The organism is Sphingomonas sp. UYP23 (assembly GCF_054059235.1).
Window position 1 is genome coordinate 2,079,065 of the sequence record NZ_JBSSBX010000001.1, and the last position, 19,368, is coordinate 2,098,432.

Annotated in this window: 17 protein-coding genes and 2 pseudogenes; 9 read left to right on the plus strand and 10 right to left on the minus strand. The window is 67.3% G+C overall.

What is annotated here, in order from left to right:
- Window positions 1-16: 16 nt before the first annotated feature.
- The gene (locus ACVWYO_RS10280) at window positions 17-1,033 is read left to right on the plus strand and encodes a DNA polymerase III subunit delta (RefSeq protein WP_457350500.1); all 1,017 of its coding nucleotides are present in this window, start codon (window positions 17-19) and stop codon (window positions 1,031-1,033) included.
- Here ACVWYO_RS10280 and ung read toward each other — a convergent pair.
- From ung to ACVWYO_RS10310, 6 genes and pseudogenes are all read right to left on the minus strand, one after another.
- Entirely contained in the window at window positions 1,030-1,722 is a 693-nt protein-coding gene (ung, locus tag ACVWYO_RS10285; RefSeq protein ID WP_457350502.1) for a uracil-DNA glycosylase, read from the minus strand. The genes ACVWYO_RS10280 and ung overlap by 4 nt on opposite strands.
- Window positions 1,723-1,732: 10 nt before the next feature.
- Window positions 1,733-1,940: pseudogene (locus ACVWYO_RS10290) on the minus strand (alkylphosphonate utilization protein).
- Window positions 1,941-2,038: 98 nt separating this feature from the next.
- Entirely contained in the window at window positions 2,039-2,167 is a 129-nt protein-coding gene (locus ACVWYO_RS10295) for a hypothetical protein (RefSeq protein ID WP_268249508.1), read from the minus strand.
- 174 nt (window positions 2,168-2,341) lie between these two features.
- Window positions 2,342-3,808 (minus strand): S41 family peptidase, encoded by a 1,467-nt coding sequence (locus tag ACVWYO_RS10300; RefSeq protein WP_457350504.1) that lies wholly within the window; start codon window positions 3,806-3,808, stop codon window positions 2,342-2,344.
- A 381-nt stretch (window positions 3,809-4,189) separates the two neighbouring features.
- Entirely contained in the window at window positions 4,190-5,194 is a 1,005-nt protein-coding gene (locus tag ACVWYO_RS10305; RefSeq protein ID WP_457350506.1) for a GGDEF domain-containing protein, read from the minus strand.
- Between the two features lie 113 nt (window positions 5,195-5,307).
- Complete coding sequence (locus tag ACVWYO_RS10310) at window positions 5,308-6,414, minus strand: phospholipase A (RefSeq protein WP_457350508.1); 1,107 nt, start codon at window positions 6,412-6,414, stop codon at window positions 5,308-5,310.
- Between the two features lie 96 nt (window positions 6,415-6,510).
- Between ACVWYO_RS10310 and hisN the strand changes: the two genes are divergently transcribed.
- From hisN to ACVWYO_RS10345, 7 genes and pseudogenes are all read left to right on the plus strand, one after another.
- Window positions 6,511-7,293: a histidinol-phosphatase gene (gene hisN, locus ACVWYO_RS10315; protein ID WP_457350510.1), complete on the plus strand. Its 783-nt coding sequence runs from the start codon at window positions 6,511-6,513 to the stop codon at window positions 7,291-7,293.
- 114 nt (window positions 7,294-7,407) lie between these two features.
- Window positions 7,408-7,611, plus strand: a complete 204-nt coding sequence (gene rpmI / locus ACVWYO_RS10320) for a 50S ribosomal protein L35 (protein WP_010184218.1) — start codon at window positions 7,408-7,410, stop codon at window positions 7,609-7,611.
- A gap of 17 nt (window positions 7,612-7,628) precedes the next feature.
- Entirely contained in the window at window positions 7,629-7,994 is a 366-nt protein-coding gene (rplT, locus tag ACVWYO_RS10325; protein ID WP_133191094.1) for a 50S ribosomal protein L20, read from the plus strand.
- 95 nt (window positions 7,995-8,089) lie between these two features.
- The gene (pheS, locus tag ACVWYO_RS10330; protein ID WP_457350513.1) at window positions 8,090-9,169 is read left to right on the plus strand and encodes a phenylalanine--tRNA ligase subunit alpha; all 1,080 of its coding nucleotides are present in this window, start codon (window positions 8,090-8,092) and stop codon (window positions 9,167-9,169) included.
- A pseudogene (gene pheT, locus ACVWYO_RS10335) lies at window positions 9,166-11,530 on the plus strand (phenylalanine--tRNA ligase subunit beta). The gene pheS and the pseudogene pheT overlap by 4 nt, the downstream one beginning before the upstream one ends.
- Window positions 11,531-11,671: 141 nt before the next feature.
- On the plus strand, window positions 11,672-12,559 hold the full coding sequence (locus ACVWYO_RS10340; RefSeq protein WP_457350515.1) for an aldose 1-epimerase family protein: 888 nt from the start codon (window positions 11,672-11,674) through the stop codon (window positions 12,557-12,559).
- A gap of 17 nt (window positions 12,560-12,576) precedes the next feature.
- Complete coding sequence (locus tag ACVWYO_RS10345; protein WP_457350517.1) at window positions 12,577-14,148, plus strand: peptide chain release factor 3; 1,572 nt, start codon at window positions 12,577-12,579, stop codon at window positions 14,146-14,148.
- Here the strand turns inward: ACVWYO_RS10345 and ACVWYO_RS10350 are convergent.
- Window positions 14,145-15,410 carry a spinster family MFS transporter gene (locus ACVWYO_RS10350; RefSeq protein WP_457354937.1) on the minus strand — a complete coding sequence of 422 codons (1,266 nt, stop codon included), beginning with the start codon at window positions 15,408-15,410 and terminating at the stop codon, window positions 14,145-14,147. The genes ACVWYO_RS10345 and ACVWYO_RS10350 overlap by 4 nt on opposite strands.
- A 70-nt stretch (window positions 15,411-15,480) precedes the next feature.
- The gene (locus ACVWYO_RS10355; RefSeq protein WP_457350519.1) at window positions 15,481-17,850 is read right to left on the minus strand and encodes a TonB-dependent receptor; all 2,370 of its coding nucleotides are present in this window, start codon (window positions 17,848-17,850) and stop codon (window positions 15,481-15,483) included.
- Between the two features lie 116 nt (window positions 17,851-17,966).
- Between ACVWYO_RS10355 and ACVWYO_RS10360 the strand changes: the two genes are divergently transcribed.
- Window positions 17,967-18,623 (plus strand): TetR/AcrR family transcriptional regulator, encoded by a 657-nt coding sequence (locus ACVWYO_RS10360; protein ID WP_457350521.1) that lies wholly within the window; start codon window positions 17,967-17,969, stop codon window positions 18,621-18,623.
- On the opposite strand, the gene ACVWYO_RS10365 is transcribed toward ACVWYO_RS10360, so the two are convergent.
- Both ACVWYO_RS10365 and ACVWYO_RS10370 read right to left on the minus strand, forming a co-directional pair.
- Window positions 18,620-19,036, minus strand: coding sequence for a MerR family transcriptional regulator (locus tag ACVWYO_RS10365; RefSeq protein WP_457350523.1), 417 nt, complete (start codon window positions 19,034-19,036; stop codon window positions 18,620-18,622). The genes ACVWYO_RS10360 and ACVWYO_RS10365 overlap by 4 nt on opposite strands.
- 8 nt (window positions 19,037-19,044) lie before the next feature.
- Window positions 19,045-19,344: an integration host factor subunit alpha gene (locus tag ACVWYO_RS10370; RefSeq protein WP_140851465.1), complete on the minus strand. Its 300-nt coding sequence runs from the start codon at window positions 19,342-19,344 to the stop codon at window positions 19,045-19,047.
- Between the last annotated feature and the right edge of the window lie 24 nt (window positions 19,345-19,368).

Sequence of the window (19,368 nt, forward strand, 5' to 3'; positions counted from 1 at the left end):
CCCGCGGGCGGGCGTCGTGAAAGCCAATCTCAACCAGCTGACGCGCGCGATCGAGAGCGGGAATCCCGACATCCGGCTCTACGTGCTGTACGGTCCCGATGAAGCCGGCGCGCGGGATATCGCAGGCCGGGTCGCGCGCGCGCTCGGGCCCGATGCCGAACGCGTCGATCTCGAGCCGGCGCTGCTCAAGGCTTCGCCGGGTCGGCTTGCCGACGAAGCCGCGTCGATGTCGCTGTTCGGCACCGCCCGCCACATCCGCGTCGCGGGTGCGGGCGAGGAAAGCGTCGCGGCGGCGACCTTGCTCCTGTCGGCCGAGCGCGCGGGCAATCCGGTTGTGCTCCTCGCCCCGAATGCCAAGGCAACCTCGGCGCTGGTCAAGCTCGCGACGAGCGATCCGCGCGCGATGTCGTGCGTGTTCTACGTTCCAGAGGGTGGCGAGGCCGACAAGATCGCGACCAGCATCGCGCGCGAGCAGGGGTTGCGCACGATGGGCGGCACCGCCGCGCGCATCGCGCTCGCCGCAGCGGGCGACCGCGCGGTGATGACGCGCGAACTCGAGAAGATCGCGCTCTATCTCGACGCCGCACCCGAGCGGCCGCGCGAGCTCGACGATGCCGCGCTCGATGCGATCGGCGCGGACCTTGGCGATTCGGAAATGTCGCGCGCGATCGATGCGGCGATCGGCGGCGGTCCGGTCGTGCTCGGCGACGAACTTGCGCGGCTCGCGGTCGCCGGCGTCTCGCCGATCCCGTTGCTGCGCCAGCTTGTCCGCCGCCTGATGAGTCTCGCCGAACTGCGCGCCGAAATCGATAATGGTGCGAACATCAACAGCGTGATCGAGCGCGTCTTCTTCCGCGAACGCGTGACGACCGCGGCCGCGCTGCGCATCTGGTCGGCACCCAAGATCAGCGATGCGATCGACCGCGTCCGCCGCGCCGAGCGTGCGACGATGGCGCCGTCGAATGCGGGAACGGTCCTGTCGGATGCTGCGATGCTCGGCGTTGCGCGGATGGCGGCGCGGCAGCGCGGCTAGGCGCGCGGCGGCAAGGCCCAGTCGATCGCGCCGCGACCATGCGCGATGAGAAACGCGTTGGCGGCGGAGAAGGGGCGACTGCCGAAGAAGCCGGCATAGGCCGACAAAGGCGAGGGATGCGCCGCTTTGAGTACAAGGTGGCGACCACCCACCGTCACGTCCTGAACGAACGCAGCCTTTTTCTGCGCGTGCGCCCCCCAGAGGATGAACACGGTCGGGTAGGGCGACGCCGCCACCACGCGGATCACCGCGTCGGTAAAGCGCTCCCAGCCGCGCTTCTGATGCGAGGCGGCGGCGCCCATCCGCACCGTCAGCACCGCATTGAGCAACAACACGCCCTGCGCCGCCCAGCCGTCGAGCAGGCCGTGGCGCGCCGGCGCGATGCCGAGATCGGCCTCGAGTTCCTTGTAGATGTTGCGCAGGCTCGGCGGGATCCGCACGTCGTCCCGCACCGAGAAGCTCAGCCCGTGCGCCTGCCCCGGCCCGTGATACGGATCCTGCCCGAGGATCACGACGCGAACCGCGTCGGGCGGGGTCAGCTCGAGCGCACGAAACCAGTCGACGGGATCCGGGAAGATTTCCGTCCCCGCGGCCTGCTCGGCGTCGAGGAACGCATCGAGCGCCTGCATGTACGGCTGCGCGACGTCATCCGCCAGCGCGTTGCGCCAGCGGGGGGGCAACGGCTGCATCGCCTGCTCGTCAGCGCTTGCGGACGAACTCGGCGCGCAGCACGAGGCCCTTGATGCCCTCATAGCGGCAATCGATTTTCCTGCGCGTCGCCGGTCAGCTGGATCGACTTGATCAGCGTGCCGCGCTTGAGCGTCTGCCCGGCGCCCTTGACGGTCAGGTCCTTGATCAGCGTGACCTGATCGCCATCGGCGAGCACGTTGCCGACCGAATCGCGCACGACGACAACATCGTCCGTCGTGGCGGCCGGGGCATCGCCGGCGGCGACCCATTCGCCGCTGGCTTCGTCATAGATATAGCTGTCGGCGTCGCTCATGTTCAGCTCTTGATCGTGACCATCGGGACCGGCTGGCCCTTGCTGGTCGGGTTCGAGGCGTTCGCCTTGGGCGCCTTTTCGGCCTTGGGCTTGCGCACTTCCTTGTTCGATTTCTTCTGGCTCTTGGCCATGACGGTTCCTGACCGGGGCGAAAGGCCCCGCCGCACCCTAGCGCCGAATCGCGCGGGTGGCCGCATCAATTCGACCGTGCGGCGATTCGCCGCAACCTTTGGGCAGGCGGCCCGTTATCGCTCGTGCCGGACGCGTCCCCCCCTTCGCGTCCGGCACCCCTACACTACGATCGCTCAGTACGATCCCGGGATCTGGCGTTGGCTTGGATCGGGGCGATCGGGCGTCATCAATTCGAGCCCGGCCGTATCGGCGCGCAGCGATCGTGCAGCGACGCTGCTCGTCGCGGCGGCGGTGATCGGGGTGCAGCTGCGTCCGGCGAGATAATCGAGCGCGGCGCGGGTCGAGCTTTCGAGCGGACTCCCGAGCTGATGGGTGACGTCGTCATTTGCCTGGCAGCTGGCCTCGACGATGCTCCGCAAGCCGTCATAATAGGCACCCTGGCGATTGGCGTTCTGCAGCGCGAAGGCGATGACGCGCAGTCGATCGTCGCATTGCGTGCGGTCGAGCGCGATCTGCCCGACGGGCTTGCCATAGGTGTTGGTGCCGATCAGCCCGACATTTGCATGGAGATACGGAATCTGCGCCGCGAGCACGAGCTCGCTCGCCGAAGCGGTGCCCGCCGTGCCGATGAACGCGATCTTGGTCGGCGCGATCGATTGCGGCTGCGGCGCGAAGAAGGCGGTGGTGTTGTTCGACGCCTTTTCCGGACGGAAGGTCATGTAGTCGATCACGTCCGACGTGGCGCGGTTCGCGCCGAGCAGATTGCTCATCAGTTCGGCGATCGAGACCAGCCCGCCGCCATTGTAGCGCAGATCGATAATCACATTGGTGATGCCGGCGGTGCGGAACGACGCGAAGGCGGCGCGCAAGGCGGGGTCGGCGGTCGAGATGAAGCTGCGCAGGTTGAGATAGCCGACCTGGCGCCCGCCATCGTTGATGATCTGCGCGCCGTAGCGGCTCGACACCGGGGTCAGCGCAAAATCGGTCTTGCTGATCGTCACCGTGCGGGTACCGCCAGCATCGTTGATCCGCAGCAGCCGTGTCGTCCCTACCGTATTGGGGCCGAGCGCGTCGCTCACCCCCGCGCTGCCTTGCGCGGCGATGATCGAATCGACCGTCCGCAGATCGGCGGTGGTCGTGCCGATCGCGAGGATCTCGGTGCCGCGGTCGATACCGGCGGCAAGCGCGGGTGTGCCTTCGAAGGTCTCGGCACTGAACGCGCGGCGCGAGGTCGAATCGATCCCCAGTCGGAAACCGAACCCGGCGCTCGCGCCGCTGTCATAATACGCGGTCTCGCTCGCGATCGAGGTGAGATAGGTGAAATAGCGGTCCTTGCGCTGCGCGCGGGCGGTCGCGGTGAGCGCGTCGATATAATCGCCGACGGTAGTGTAGGGCGTCGGATCGAGCGCTGCAGGCAGCGTCTCGGGGAAGAGATACCATTCGCGCAGCTGCGCCGCCGCCCAATCCTGGCGTTCCCGCAGCGAACAGCCCGCGACGGCGGAGGGCGTTGGGGTCGAGGTCGGCGTCGGTGTCGGTGTCGAAGCGGCCGGGGTGGAGCTCGCCCCGCCGCCGCCCCCGCTGCAGGCCGAGAGCATGGCGGCAAGCGCCAGAACATGCGTCACGATACGCGGTTTAGTCATGAAATCTCCCCCAAATAAGAGGAGCCTAAGGGCGAGTATCGCGCTTGTCAGTTCGAAAATTCTTGGGGTGAAAAGGCGGGCGGTGGCCCGCTCCCGATCAGGCGATCGGGGCGAGCGACACGGCAGTCGAGGCGAGCACGGCAGTGAGCATGAGTGCTGCAACGAGCGAGACGGCGACGCGCTGGAGCGATTCGAAACGGACGGTCATGATGAAGTTCCCTTTGCGATCTGGCGCTCCGGACCATCCGAAGCGTCGATGCCAAGAGCTTTGCACGGTGCGTGCCAAATCCGTAAAGCACTGTAATAACGGAACTATCCTGGAGTTGTGGCAGATTGTGGAAAGCGAACGTCGCATCCTGTGCCAAACACAAGCGGGATTTGCTAAGGTAGGCGCACCTGGTTTCGACCGCTGTCCTTCGCTGCATAGAGCAGCTTGTCGGCCCTGCCGAACACCGCGCCGAGCTGCTCGCCGGACTCCGCCGGGGTCAGCCCGGCCGAGAAGGTCACCGCACCAAGCGGCATGTCGGTCTCGCGCAGCCGGTAGCGCTTGGCGTCGACGGTCAGCCGCGCCGATTCGAGCGTCGTGTGCGCTTGCGCAAGATCGACGTTCGAAAACAGAATGACAAATTCCTCGCCGCCATAGCGCGCGACGAAATGGCCCTCGCAGGCGGCGCTCAACGCCTCGGCAATCGCCTTGAGCACGCGGTCGCCGACCGAATGGCCGAACTGATCGTTGACGCGCTTGAAGCGGTCGACGTCGCACACCGCGAGGCACAGCCGCGTTCCGCGGGCGCTCTGCTCGGCGAACGCCTCTTCGAACGCGCGCCGGTTGGGAAGCCCGGTCAGCGGGTCGCGCCGCGCGTCGCCGCGGGCTTCCTCGAGCTTGGCGCGCAACTGGTCGGCCTCGGAGGTCGCGGCCTGCAATCGCGCTTCGGCCGACTGGACGCGATCGAGCATCACCGCGGTCAGCCGGATCATGTCTTCGCTGCTTGCGCCGCCTTGCAGCGCGGTGGCGCTGGCGGCGAGATCGCGACCGAAATCGGCAGTTTCGGCGCGCATCGAGCGGACCATGTCGGTGAAACCCTCGACCTGCATCTGCGTCTGCGCGACCAGCCCGTCGGGGGAGGTGCCCGGCGCAGATGCAGCGACGGTGCCGCCGCCGAGCGATTCGATATCGCGCGCCGACAGGCGGATGCCGCCCTCGGTGATCGTCGCGACCGATTTGGCGATCACCCCGGCGGGGTTGCAGACAACGTCATAGGCAAAGGCGTAATGCGCCGGCTCGGCGCTGAGACCGTGCAGCGCCAGGAAAGCGCGGACGCAATCGAAGACCTGCGCGGCACGGTCCTCGGCGGCAACGAGCCGTGTGCTCCGCGCTAGACCCATCGCTGTCAAAGCCCCCCTAGCATCGTAAGCCACCCGCGGCGGCCAATCCTGCTCCCCGCTTTACGCGCGAACTGCTAACATTGGGTGACCGGCGGCGGACTGATGGCGACGCCTTACCGCGTCAGCGCGATCCCGAAGCGGGCATGGCTGACGTTGCGGTTGTACTCTACCAGTGTCTCGCCATAGCCGGTGAAGAGCTGGCTGAAGAGGTACAGATGCGGCAGCCGATCGTCGATCCGCACGAGCGGATAGGAGATGAAGCCCTCGGCGCTGCCCTTGCCGGTGCCGGGATTGCCACGACCGGTGACCGAAACCTTCAGTCCGTCGCGCTGGCCTATGGTGACCCCGAGCGCGGTATAGCCCCAATAGCGGTCGAGATCGGGCGCGAGTCCCTGATTGCCGAAATAGCCCCACGCCCAGTGTGCGAGCGAAAGCTTCCATGTGTTGCCGAGATCGAACGATTTGGTTGCGCGCAGGTAGAAGCGGTTCACGTCGATCGAATTGGTGACGCCGCCGCCGTTCGAATCGTGGCGATAGCCGCCGCCGACGAGCAGCGACGACGAGACGGGAACGTCGACGAACACTTCGGGGCTGTACCCCTGCGCGCGAATCGGTGCAGACGCCTTGTCGGTCGCCCAGAACATCGTGTGGGTATAGGCGATGTCGAGCCGTGGCCCATCGTCGCGGCCGAGCACGCGGAAATCGAGGCTGACCTGCAGTTTCGCGCCCGAATCGCCCGCGCCGAATACTCCGTAGATCGGCGCATAGGGGTGCAACCGGTCGAGAAATGCGCCCGATCCGCCGCGCGAGGTGGCGATGACGCTTTCGCCGGCGGTGGCGGGCGCGGCCGGACGTGGCGTGCTCAGCGGCGACGCCGTCGCGAGCGCGCCGGGCGCGGTGTCGGCGAGACGGTAGCGGACGCGCGCGAAGCCGCCCGCGGCGATGCTTGGTGCCGAGATGTGCATCGCCGCGTCGGGGAGAGATTGGGCGTCGGGTATGGCGACCAGGCGGAGCTTGCTGCCATCGCGGGCGATCGTCTCGATCTCGGCCGGGCCCTGCGCCGGCTGTGCGGCGGCGCTTTCGTTGAGCAGGAACACCTCGACGCCGGCACGCGCCGCGTCGGCCGAGGCGGGCGGGTCGAGCAGCGGGCGAAGCTGCCCCGCCGCGGGCCCCGCGCACACGAGCGCCACGCCCGCGACCAAGATCGAAAGACGAGACATCATAGTTCCTTTGGGATCACCCGCATGCTGACAGACCCGGCGCGATTCCCGCCGCTTGGGCTGGCGAAACCCTGCCAGCCGCTTTAGGCAAAGGCAATGCGCGTCACCGACACCGATCTCGCCCTTGCCGCCGCCCTTGCCGATGCGGCGGGCGCGGCGATCCGACCCTATTATCGTACCGAGTACGGGCTCGAGGCGAAGGACGATGCCTCGCCCGTGACGCTCGCCGATCGCGCCGCCGAGGCGGCGATGCGGAGCCTGATCGAGCGCGCCTTTCCCGCCGATGCGATCATCGGCGAGGAATATGGCACCAAGGACGGCACGAGCGGCCGCGCCTGGGTGCTCGATCCGATCGACGGGACGCGCGCGTTCATCTCCGGGCGGCCGATCTTCGGCACGCTGATCGCCTTGGTGATCGAGGGCTGGCCGATGATGGGGGTGATCGACCAGCCGATCCTGCGGGAGCGCTGGACCGGGGTGATGGGCAAACCAACGCTGTTCAACGGCAAGCCTGCCGCGACACGGCGCTGCGCCGATCTCGGCAAGGCGCTGCTCGCGACGACATCGCCCGCCTTGTTCGACGATTCGCAGCTCCATGCCTTCGAGCATCTCGACGGCGCGGTGATGAGCACCGTGCTCGGCGGCGATTGCTATAACTATGGCTGCGTCGCGAGCGGGTGGCTCGACGTGGTGGTCGAGGCGCAGCTGAAGCTGCACGATTTTGCCGCCTTGGTGCCGGTGGTCGAGGGCGCGGGCGGGCGGATGTGCGACTGGCAGGGCGACCCGCTCACCGCCGATTCGGTCGGCGAGGTCGTCGCGGCGGGGGATCCGGCGCGGATCGAGGAGATTCTCGAGGCGCTCGCCTGCCGCGGGCATTGATCTTTCGGCGACTCTCCATTATGCGCCGCCCCTCCTGCGAGTAAGAGGAACTGCCCGGCCGGTATGGGCTGCCGTGGCCGTTCATAGATCGTCGCATATTTGGAAAGGACGAAAATGCCCAAACTCAAGACGAAGAGCGGCGTCAAGAAGCGCTTCAAGCTCACCGCAACCGGCCTGCTGAAGCACGGCGTCGCCGGCAAGCGTCACCGACTGATGAGCCACAACAGCAAGTACATCCGTCAGAACCGCGGCACCAAGCTGCTGTCCAAGGCCGATACGGCAACCGTCAAGGCGTGGGCGCCTTACGGTCTCGGCTGAGCGGAAGGAATTAGAGAATGGCACGCGTAAAACGGGGTGTAACCACCCACGCAAAGCACAAGCGGATCCTCAATCTGGCGAAGGGCTATTATGGCCGTCGCAAGAACACGATCCGTATCGCCCGTCAGGCGGTCGAAAAGGCCGGCCAGTACGCCTATCGCGATCGCAAGGTTAAGAAGCGCAACTTCCGTGCGCTCTGGATCCAGCGCATCAACGCGGCTGTCCGTGTCGAGGGCCTCACCTACGGCGTGTTCATGCACGGCCTGAAGCTCGCCGGCGTCGAACTCGACCGCAAGGTCCTCGCCGATCTGGCGATGCACGAGGGTGCCGCGTTTAGCGTCATCATCGCGCAGGCAAAGGCGGCTCTGCCCCAGGCCGCCTAAGGCGACCTGTCGAGCAAACGCGATTTGGGGCGCGGGTGGTCTAGGCCACCCGCGCCCTTTTCGTTATCGGCCACGGTGAAACGGACGGGAAGACGATGACCACGGACCTTGACCACATGCGCGACACTGCGCTCGGCGCGATCATCGCGGCGGACACGCTCGATAGCCTGGAGACACAGCGAGTCGCTTTGCTCGGCAAACAGGGCAGCGTGACCGCGTTGCTCAAGACGCTCGGCGGCCTGTCGCCCGACGAGCGGCAGGTGCAGGGGCCGCGCATCCAGGGGCTGCGCGAGGCGGTCACCAGTGCGATCGCCGAGCGCAAGGCCGCGCTCGACCGCGCTGAATTGGACGCGCGGCTCGCCAGCGAAACGCTCGACATGACGCTCCCCGCCGACGCCGCGCCGCATGGTTCGGTCCATCCGGTCAGCCAGGTGATGGACGAGCTCGCCGAGATCTTCGCCGACCTCGGTTTCGCGGTCGCGACCGGTCCCGAGATCGAGGACCAGTGGCACAATTTCACCGCGCTCAACATGCCCGAGAGCCATCCCGCGCGCGCGATGCACGACACCTTCTATCTCAACGCCGCCGAGGGTGAAGAGGCGAAGGTCCTGCGCACCCACACCTCGCCGGTGCAGATCCGCACGATGATGAGCCAGGAGCCGCCGATCCGCATCATCGCGCCGGGCCGCGTCTATCGCTCGGACTGGGACGCGACGCACACGCCGATGTTCCACCAGATCGAGGGGCTGGTGATCGACAAGGGCATCACGCTCGGCCATCTCAAATGGACGCTCGAAACCTTCCTCAAGGCGTTCTTCGAGCGCGACGACATCGTGCTCCGCCTGCGGCCGAGCTATTTCCCCTTCACCGAACCGTCGGCCGAAGTCGATGTCGGCTACACCACGGTCAAGGGCCGCCGCACGCTCGGCGGGTCGGAAGGCTGGATGGAGCTGCTCGGCAGCGGGATGGTCCATCCCAAGGTGATCGAGGCGTGCGGGCTCGATCCCAAGGAGTGGCAGGGCTTCGCCTTCGGGGTCGGGGTCGATCGGCTCGCGATGCTCAAATACGGCATGGATGACCTGCGGCCGTTCTTCGAAGGCGATGCGCGCTGGTTGAAGCATTACGGTTTCTCGGCACTCGACGTGCCCACGCTGAGCCAGGGAGTCGGCGCATGAAGGTCACCCTCGACTGGCTCAAGCAGCATATCGATACCGACGCGTCGCTCGACACGATCGTCGAGACGCTGACGCGGATCGGCCTCGAGGTCGAAGGCGTCGAGAACCCGGGCGCGACGCTCGCGGCGTTCAAGGTGGCCAAGGTGCTCAGCGCCGCGCCGCATCCGCAGGCGGACAAGTTGCAGGTGCTTTCGGTCGACGCCGGGGACGGTCCGCTCCAGGTCGTCTGCGGTGCGCCCAATGCGCGCGCGGGGCTCGTCGGCGTGTTCGGCGCGCCCGGCGCGACGGTGCCGTCGAACGGCATGGTCCTGAAGGTCGCGGCGATCCGCGGGGTCGAATCGAACGGCATGATGTGCTCGACGCGCGAGCTCGAGCTGGGCGAGGACCATGACGGCATCATCGAGCTGCCCGCCGATGCGCCGATCGGGATGGCCTATCCCGATTATGCCGGGCTCAACGATCCGGTGATCGACATCAACGTGCTCCCCAACCGGCCCGATTGCATGAGCGTACGCGGGATCGCGCTCGACTTGGTCGTCGCCGGGCTCGGCACGGCCAAGCCGCTTGCCTATGCGCCGGTCGCGGGTGCGGGCGAAGGCCCCGACGTGCGCACCGACGATGCCGCGGGCTGCCCCGCCTTCTTCGCACAGAGTGTCAGCGGCCTGACCAATGGCGAGGCGCCCGAATGGATGCGCCGCCGCCTCACCGCGATCGGCCAGCGGCCGATCTCGACGCTGGTCGACATCACCAATTACGTGATGTTCGATCTCGGGCGGCCGTTGCACGTCTATGACCGTGCGAAGCTGACGGGCGGGCTCGTCGCGCGCAAGGCGGCGGCGGGCGAGCAGGTCGTCGCGCTCAACGGCAAGACCTACAGCCTCGCCGAGACGATGACGGTGATCGCCGACGCGGCGCACGTCCACGACATCGGCGGCATCATGGGCGGCGAGGATTCGGGCGTTTCGGCCGAGACCACCGACGTCATCATCGAATGCGCCTATTTCGACCCCGATCGCATCGCGCGCACCGGCCAGGCGCTGATGCTGACCTCGGACGCACGCTCGCGCTTCGAGCGTGGCGTCGATCCGGCATTCCTGGAGCAAGGCCTCGCGATCGCGACGCGGCTGGTGCTCGACCTATGCGGCGGCAGCGCCAGCGTGCCGACCTATTCGGGCACACCGCCGCTCGACCGCAAGCGGATCGCCTACGATCCGGCACTGGCGGAAACGCTCGGTGGCCTCGCCGTTGCCGAAGATCGCCAGCGCGCGATCCTGACCGCGCTCGGCTTCGCCGTCCAGGCGGACTGGACCGTGCTACCGCCGCCGGCACGCCGCGACGTCGATGGCCCCGCCGATCTGGTCGAGGAAATCATCCGCATCGAGGGCATCGATTCGGTCGCACCCGTGCCGCTCCCGCGCGCGGCCGGCGTCGCCAAGCCGACCGCCACGCCCGAGCAGCGCCTCGAAAGCCGCGCGCGCCGCGCTGCCGCCGCGCGTGGGCTCAACGAGACGCTGACGTGGAGCTTCCTGTCGGACGCGCAGGCGAGCGCGATCGGCGGGGCTGCATGGACGCTCGCCAATCCGATCAGCGATGAGCTGAAGGTCATGCGGCCGTCGCTGCTGCCGGGGCTGTTCTCGGCGGCCGAGCGCAACATGAAGCGCGGTACTGCAGGCGTGCGGCTGTTCGAGATCGGGCGGCGCTATTTGGCGGGGGGCGAGCACCCGACGCTCGGCGTCGTGCTCGCCGGCGAGAACCGCGCCCGCGGCTGGCAGGAGGGCAAGGCCAAGCCGTTCGATGCGTTCGACGCCAAGGCCGAGGCGCTCGCTTTGCTCGCCGCGATCGGCGCGCCGGTCGAGAATCTGCAGGTGATGGGGGATGCCGGCGAGGCGTGGCATCCGGGGCAGTCGGGCACGCTTCGGCTTGGGCCGAAGACCGTGCTCGCCGCATTCGGCATGGTCCACCCGCTGACGCTGCGCGCGTTCGATCTCGACGGCCCGGTGGCGGCGGTCGAGCTTTATCTCGACGCGCTTCCGGCGAAGCGCTCGACCGGCTTCGCGCGGGCGGCCTATGCGCCGCCGGCGTTGCAGGCGGTGCGGCGCGATTTCGCCTTCCTCGTGCCCGAGACGCTCGCCGCCGAAGCGCTGGTGCGCGCGGTCAAGGGGGCGGACAAGGCAAGCATCGTCGCGGCGCGGCTGTTCGACGTCTTCACCGGGACAGGTGTCGAGCCAGGGCATAAGAGCCTGGGTGTCGAAGTGACGTTGCAGCCGGGCGAGAAAGAGCTTTGCCGAAGCCGATCTCAAGGCGATCGCCGAAAAGGTGGTTGCTGCCGCGGCGAAGCTCGGGGCAAGCTTGCGGGGTTGACCCCGACCGTCACCCCGGCCTTGTGCCGGGGTCCACCGGCGTTCGCGCGTCTCGGCCGTTGCGTTCGCGGGGCGGTGGGCCCCGGGACAAGCCCGGGGTGACGTTTGAGAGCGTAACAACCGTTTGATCGAGGACCGACCGATGCCTGAAGCTGCCCTGATCGAAATCGGCACGGCCGACCTCTCTGCCGCGATCAACCCGTATGGCGCCGAACTCACGCATCTGCGCGACGCCGACGGCCGCGAACTGATGACCGACGCGAACCCTGCGTTCTGGACCGGCCACGCGCCGATCCTGTTTCCGATCGTCGGGGGGCTCAACGGCGACACGCTCCGCCTCGATGGCGAAAGCTACACGATGGGCAAGCACGGCTTCGCGCGGCGGAGCAGTTTTGCCGTCGTCGCGCATAGCGCGACCCGTGCGGTGTTCCTGCTCGAGGATAGCGCCGAGACGCTTGCCGTCTACCCGCGCCGTTTCGCCTTGCGGCTGACCTATGCGATCGAGGGGGCGACGCTCGCTATCACCGCCGAGATCGAGAATCGCGAACCCGAGCGCACGCTGCCAGCGAGCTTCGGGTTCCACCCGGCATTCGCCTGGCCGCTCCCCTACGGCGCGCCGCGTGCCGACCACCGCATCGTCTTTGCCGCCGACGAGCCCGAGGCGCTGCGAGCGCTGACACCCGGCGGGCTGATCGTCGCTCAGGCGCGACCGTCGCCGCTCGACGCCGACCGCACGCTGCATCTGCGCGACGCGCTCTTCACAGACGACGCGCTGATCTGGGACGCGGTCCGCGCGCAGAGCGTGCGCTACGGCGCGCCGACCGGCCCGCAACTCCGCGTCGATTTTCCCGATACGCCGATGCTCGGCATCTGGACCAAGCCCGGCGCGGCGTATGTCTGCATCGAGCCGTGGCATGGTATCGCCGACCCCGAGGGCTTCACCGGCGATTTCGCCACCAAGCCCGGCGTGTTCGCGCTCGCACCCGCGAAAACGAAGACCATCGCGATGCACGTGACGCTGGAGCCGTAAACCGCTATCGCGCGCAGATGAATCACACGTCCGACCGCCGCACCTTCGCGATCATCTCCCACCCCGACGCCGGCAAGACCACGCTGACCGAAAAGCTGCTGCTGTTCGGCGGCGCGATCCATCTCGCCGGCGAAGTGAAGGCGCGCGGGCAGAACCGCCGTGCGCGCTCTGACTGGATGAAGATCGAGCAGCAGCGCGGGATCTCGGTCACCTCGTCGGTGATGACCTTCGAGCGAAACGGCCTTACCTTCAACCTGCTCGACACGCCGGGCCACGAGGACTTTTCCGAGGATACCTATCGCACGCTGACCGCGGTCGATTCGGCGGTGATGGTGATCGACGCCGCGCGCGGCATCGAAGCGCAGACGCGCAAGCTGTTCGAGGTGTGCCGGCTGCGCTCGGTGCCGATCATCACCTTCGTCAACAAGGTCGATCGCGAGGGGCGCCCGCCATTCGACCTGCTCGACGAGATCGCCGAGATGCTCCAGCTCGACGTCACGCCGATGAGCTGGCCGGTCGGCATGGGCAGCGATTTCGAGGGGGTGTACGATCTCCACGCCAACAGCCTGAGCCAGCCCGAGGGGCCGAGCCGCGAGTTCATGGGCAAGGCCTTGAGCTTCACCGGGCTCGATGATCCCGCGCTCGCCAAGACGCTGAGCCCGGCGGGGCTGAAACTGCTCCAGGACGAATCCGAGCTGGCGCTCGGCGGCTATGGCGCGTTCGATGTCGAGGCGTATCGCGGCGGCGACCAGACGCCGGTCTATTTCGGATCGGCGCTCAAGGAATTCGGCGTTGCCGAGCTGATCGACGCGCTCGGCCGCCATGCGCCGGGGCCGCGCCCGCAGCCGGCCGAGCCTGCCGAAGTGCTGCCCGACCGCGCCGACGTCACCGGCTTCGTGTTCAAGGTCCAGGCCAATATGGATCCCAACCACCGCGATCGCATCGCGTTCATGCGGCTGTGCTCGGGCACCTTCAAGCGCGGGATGAAGCTGACGCCGACGGGCCACGGCAAGCCGATCGCGATCCACTCGCCGATCCTGTTCTTTGCGCGCGAACGCGAACTCGCCGACGAAGCGTTTCCGGGCGACATCATCGGCATTCCCAATCACGGCACGCTGCGCGTGGGGGACACGCTGTCCGAGCGCGCCGACGTGCGCTTCACCGGGCTGCCGAACTTCGCGCCCGAAATCCTGCGACGTGTCGCGCTCAAGGATCCGACCAAGACCAAGCAGCTGCGCAAGGCGCTCGACGATATGGCCGAGGAGGGGGTGACGCAGGTCTTCTATCCCGAGATCGGCTCGAACTGGATCATCGGCGTCGTCGGGCAGCTCCAGCTCGAAGTGCTGCTGAGCCGGCTCGAGGCGGAGTATAAGGTCGATGCCGGGCTCGAGATGGCTCCGTACGACACCGCGCGCTGGGTTTCGGCGGCGGATCCGGCCGACCTCAAGGCGTTCATGGACCTCAACCGCACGTCGATGGCGAAGGATCGCGACAACAATCCGGTGTATCTCGCGAAGACCGCGTGGGACGTCGGCTATGTCGCCGACCGCTACCCAAAGGTGAAGTTCGCGGCGACGCGCGAGCGCTAAGTGCGCTCGTCGACCCAATCGCGGCGTAGCGAGGGCACCGCGAAGAGGACGAGGATCGCGGCAAGGACGTAGAAGCCGAGACAGCCGACCGCGGCGTAGCGCAGCGATTCGACGCCGTTCGCGGCCTTGAGGTGATCCGACAGGCCGCCCATCAGGATCGGCCCGACGCCGAGCCCGATCAGATTGTTGATGAACAGGAAGCTGCCCGACGCCGTCGCGCGCATCCGCGAGGGCACGAGGTGCTGGACCGCCGTCGTGACCGGCCCGAGCCACAGGATGTTGAGCGCGTTGGGGATCAGCAGCAGCGGCCACGCCATCCACGGGCTCGGCGCGAGCAGACCGAGCGCATACATCGGCGCGGTGATCGCCCAGGCGATTGCGGGGAGCCGCGCATACCAGCCGCGATCGCTCCGCCCGAGCCGGTCGGCGAGCCAGCCGCCCGCGAACACGCCGGCCACGCCGCCGATCAGCAGCAGCGATCCCATGAACTGCCCGGTCTCGATTATGCTGAAGTGGAAGCTGCGGATCATCACCGACGGTGCCCACAGCGCGAGGCCATATCCGCACAGCGAGCTGAACGATGCCCCGAAGGCGAGCAGCCAGAAGGCAGGTTTGCGCGCAAGAATGGCAAACACCGCGCTCACCGGCACCGCATCCTGCGCGCTCACCACGGGCCGCGGCACGTCGCGCACCAGCCAGCGGAACAGCGGCGCGACCACGATCCCCGCCGCGCCGACCGCGATGAACGCGGTCTGCCAATTGACCAGCGCGGCGATATAGCCGCCGAGCAGCACGCCGCCCGCAAGCCCGATCGGAATGCCGAGCGAATAGACGGCGAGCGCACGCGCGCGGCGTTCGGGCGGGAAATAATCGGATATCAGCGCATAGGACGGCGCGACCCCGCCCGCCTCGCCGACCCCGACGCCGAGGCGGTAGAAGAACAACTGCCAATAGCCCGTCGCCGTCCCGCACAGAGCGGTGAAGCCGCTCCATACGATCAGCGACCACATCACCACGCCGCTGCGGCTGGTGCGGTCGGCGAGGAAGGCGAGCGGGACGCCGAGCACCGAATAGAGGATCGCGAAGGCGAGCCCGCCGACCGCGCCGAACTGCGCGTCGGTCAGATGCAGGTCGGCCTTGATCGGTGTCGCGAGGATGCTGAGGATCTGGCGGTCGAGGAAGTTGAACGTGTAGACCACGAGCAGCATCGCAAGGACGAGGCGCGCCCGGGGAGGCGAGGGGCGGGCGGGCGCGGCGGTCATGGTCATATCCCCGAATGATCGCACCGGCCGCCTGCGCGAGGCAAGCGGCCGGTGCGGGATAGTCTAGCGGTCAGAAGCGCGCAGTGATCGTGCCGAACACCTGGCGGGGATTGCCGTAGAAGGCGGTCGCGATGCCTTCCTTGCCGAGCGTCGGGACGTACGGCCCGTTGGGGACGGGGACGTTCGCCAGGCTGACCGGGTTTCCGGCAAGATCGGTGCGGATATATTGATAGCCCGACGTCTTGTAGTGCTTGTCGGTGATGTTCTTGGCGTGGACCCCAATCGAGTAGCGCCCCTTGCCGAAGGTGTAGGTCAGGTTCGCGTCCCACAGCGCGTAGCCCGGCTGGTCGAGGAACGGGCTGGCGGTCTCGAACTGGTGCGTCAGGCTGCGATACGACAGCGTGGTTGAGGCGTTGATGCGGCCGGGACCGGCGGGGATGTTGGTCGACAGCGTCCCCGACGCGGTCCAGTCGGGCGTGTTCTGGAAGACGCGGACATTGGCGACGTCGGTGCCGGTCGGCCCGATGAAGCGATCGTATTTGGCGTCGATATAGCCGAGCGTTCCGGCCAGCGAGACGTTCGAGCCGGCGCCGGCGAAATCACGTGCGAGCACCGCGTTCGATTCGAGTTCCACGCCCTTGATCGTCGCCTTGGCGGCGTTGGTGGTGATGCCGCAGAACGACTGCACCCCGCCGATGATGCAGCCGACCGAGCCGGGCACCTGGACGTTGCTATAGTTCGAATAGAAGCCGTCGAGCGCGAAGGTCAGGCGCTTGTCGAACACCGAGCCCTTCCAGCCGATTTCGTAGCTCTTCACGACTTCGGGCTTGAACAGCAGGTAGTTGTAGATTTCCTGATAGCTGCGCACGCCGTCCTGGTTGACGTCGGGCGCCGAGGTGCCCGAGCCGCGCGGATCGAACCCGCCGCCCTTGAAGCCTTCCGAATAGGAGGCGTAGAGCAGGTGATCGGCGCTCGGCTTGAAGCTGAGCGAGGCGCGCGGGGTGAAGCGCTTGAACTTGGCGGTGCCGTTGAAATTGGTCGAGGGTGCGCCGACGATCGTCGGGTTTCCGCCGAATTCCGAGGTCACGCCGAAATAGCTCGCCTTGAAGATGAACGACCGGCGCTCGTCCCAGGTATAGCGCCCGCCGAGCGACAGGCTGAGCTGCGGCGTGAAATCATAGGTGAAGTCGCCGAACACCGAGTGCGTCTCGGTCCGCACGTCGCCCGCGGTATAGGCGTTGAAATTGGCGAGCGTGGTCGAGAGCAGCACGTCGAAGCCGGTCGAGGCCTTGGCGCCGAGATAGTAATAGCCGATCAGCCCGTTGAGCTTGTCGCTCTTGTAGGCGAGCTGGAATTCCTGGCTGGTCTGCTCGTTGCGATAGACAGCGGGCACGTCGACATCGACCGCGGGGAGCGCGTCGAAATCGATCGGGGTGAACGAGCGGTCCTTGCGGAACGCGCTGATGCTCTTGATCGTGAGATGATCGCTCAGCTCGCCGGTCGCGACCATCGACAGGCCGCCGGCCTGGATGTTCTGCTTGGGGGTGTTGAGCCCGGCGCGGGTGTCGAACGGGTTGGACTGGACGGGCGTGTTGGTCAGCAGGCTGGTGATGAGGCGCGAGCCGTTGCGCGCATTCGATTTGTCCTCGGTATAGTCGCCGGTGAGGCGCAGGCTCATCCGGCTGTCGGGCGATTCGAATTCGATCGTGCCGCGACCCGCCCAGATGTTCTTGTTGTAATTGTCGATGCCGAGGTTGGTGTTGCGCCCGAACCCGTCGCGCGTCAGCCGTGCGCCCGCCACGCCGACCTTGAACAGCGCACCGATCGGGGTCGACAGGCTGACGATGCCGTCGGCCTGGTTGTACGAGCCATAGCTTGCCTTGAGCGTCGCCTCGGGGCTGTCGGGCAAGCGCTTGGTGACGTATTTCACCGCGCCGCCGATCGTGTTGCGGCCGTAGAGCGTGCCCTGCGGGCCGCGCAGCACCTCGATCCGCTCGACGTCATAGATGTCGAGCACCGCCGCCTGCGGGCGGTTGAGATAGACGTCGTCGAGATAGATGCCGATGCCGGCCTCGAACCCCGGCACCGGATCCTGTTGGCCGACGCCGCGGATGAAGGCGGCGAGCGTCGAGTTGGTGCCGCGCGCGTTCTTGAGCGTGGTGTTGGGGGTGACGTTCTGGATGTCGGTCAGATCGACCGCGCCGGTCTTTTCGAGCCGATCGGCCGAGAAGGCGGTGACCGCGATCGGCACGTTGAGCAGCGTCTCCTCGCGGCGGCGCGCGGTGACGACGATCTCGCCCGAGGCGGTCTCGTCGGCCTGTGGTTCGGCCGGCGCAGGCGCAGGCGCAAGGGCATTTTGGGCGGTCGCGGGAAGCGCGGTCAATCCCGCGAGGGCGGCCCCGGCAAAGAGCAAGGCGCGCACGGAATTCAGGCGTGTCATCGGTTATCCCCTCCTGCGGCGCATCCAGATGGCCCGATATCGTCCGGGTTGTGCGCTCGATACGATCGTTATACTGAAACCTGAACCGGGTTTCAACTTGAGAAATGACAGGCACCATGGCGGACCCACCCGTCGCTCCGGCGACAAGCCCACCCGTCGCTCCAGCGACAAGCCCTTCGGCAGCGAGCGCGGGAAAGGCGCCGCGCACCGAACGCGGCCGCAAGACGCTGCGCGGCATCCTCGATGCGGCGGCGATCGAATTCGGCGAGCGCGGCTTTCACGACGCTTCGGTCAGCGGCATCACGCGCCGCGCGGGCGTCGCCTCGGGCAGTTTCTACACCTATTTCGATTCGAAAGACGCCGTGTTCCGCGCGCTGGTGCGCGACATGTCGGATCAGGTGCGCGACCGGGTCGCCCCCGCGATTCGCGCCGCGCCGGATCAGATTGCCGCCGAGCGCGCGGGGCTCCGCGAATTCGTCGCCTTCGTGCGCGGGCATAAGGAGATCTATCGGATCATCGACGAAGCCGAGTTCGTCGATCCCGCCTCGTTCAAGCTGCACTATGCGACGACTGCGGAGCGGATTGCGGCACGACTCAAGGCGGGTGCGGAGCGCGGCGAGATTCGCAGCGACGTGTCCGAAGTGCATGCCTGGGCAATCATGGGGATGAACGTGTTTCTGGGCCTGCGCTACGGCGTCTGGGAAGAGGATCTCACGCTCGACACGATTGCCGACACCGTTGCCGACATGCTCGCGCGGGGGCTCGCGCCCTAGCCGGCGGTGTCGGCATCAAGCGCATCCGCCAGCGCGTCGCGGACCGCCCGCACCGCACCGCTGCCCGCGCCGTGCGCGGTTTCGGAGGCGGTTTCGGTGGCGGGGCGACCGGCGGCGAGCGCCTGTTGCACGCCGCGAATCGTGTAGCCGTCCTGGTTCAGCATCGTCGCGATGCGCTTGACCAACGCGACATCCTCGGGCCGGTAATAGCGGCGGTTGCCAGCGCGCTGCAGCGGGCGCAGCTGCGGAAAGCGCGTTTCCCAATAGCGCAGGATATGCTGCGGCAGCCCCGTGTCGCGGGCGAGCTCGCCGATCGTGCGATACGCCCCGACCGCCTTGTCGCCGGGTGCGGTCTCGCCGGACGCCGTGTCCTTGGTCGCCTTATCTCCGGCCCGCGCGGGCGGCACCGTCATGCGATAGATCAGTCGGCTTCGACGATGCGGTCGCGCATCATCTGGCTGGCGCGGAACGTCAGCACGCGGCGCGGCGCGATCGGCACCTCGATGCCGGTCTTGGGATTGCGGCCGATGCGTTCGCCCTTGTCGCGAAGCACGAAGGTGCCGAAGCCGGAAATCTTGACGTTGTCACCCTTGGCGAGCGCGCTGCACATGTGGTGCAGGATCTGCTCGACCATTTTCGAGGAATCGGTACGCGACAGGCCGACATTATGATGGAGTGCTTCGGCCAGATCGGCGCGCGTCAACGTTCCCGCAGCTTCCATCGATACGTCCCCCGCTAAACTTCT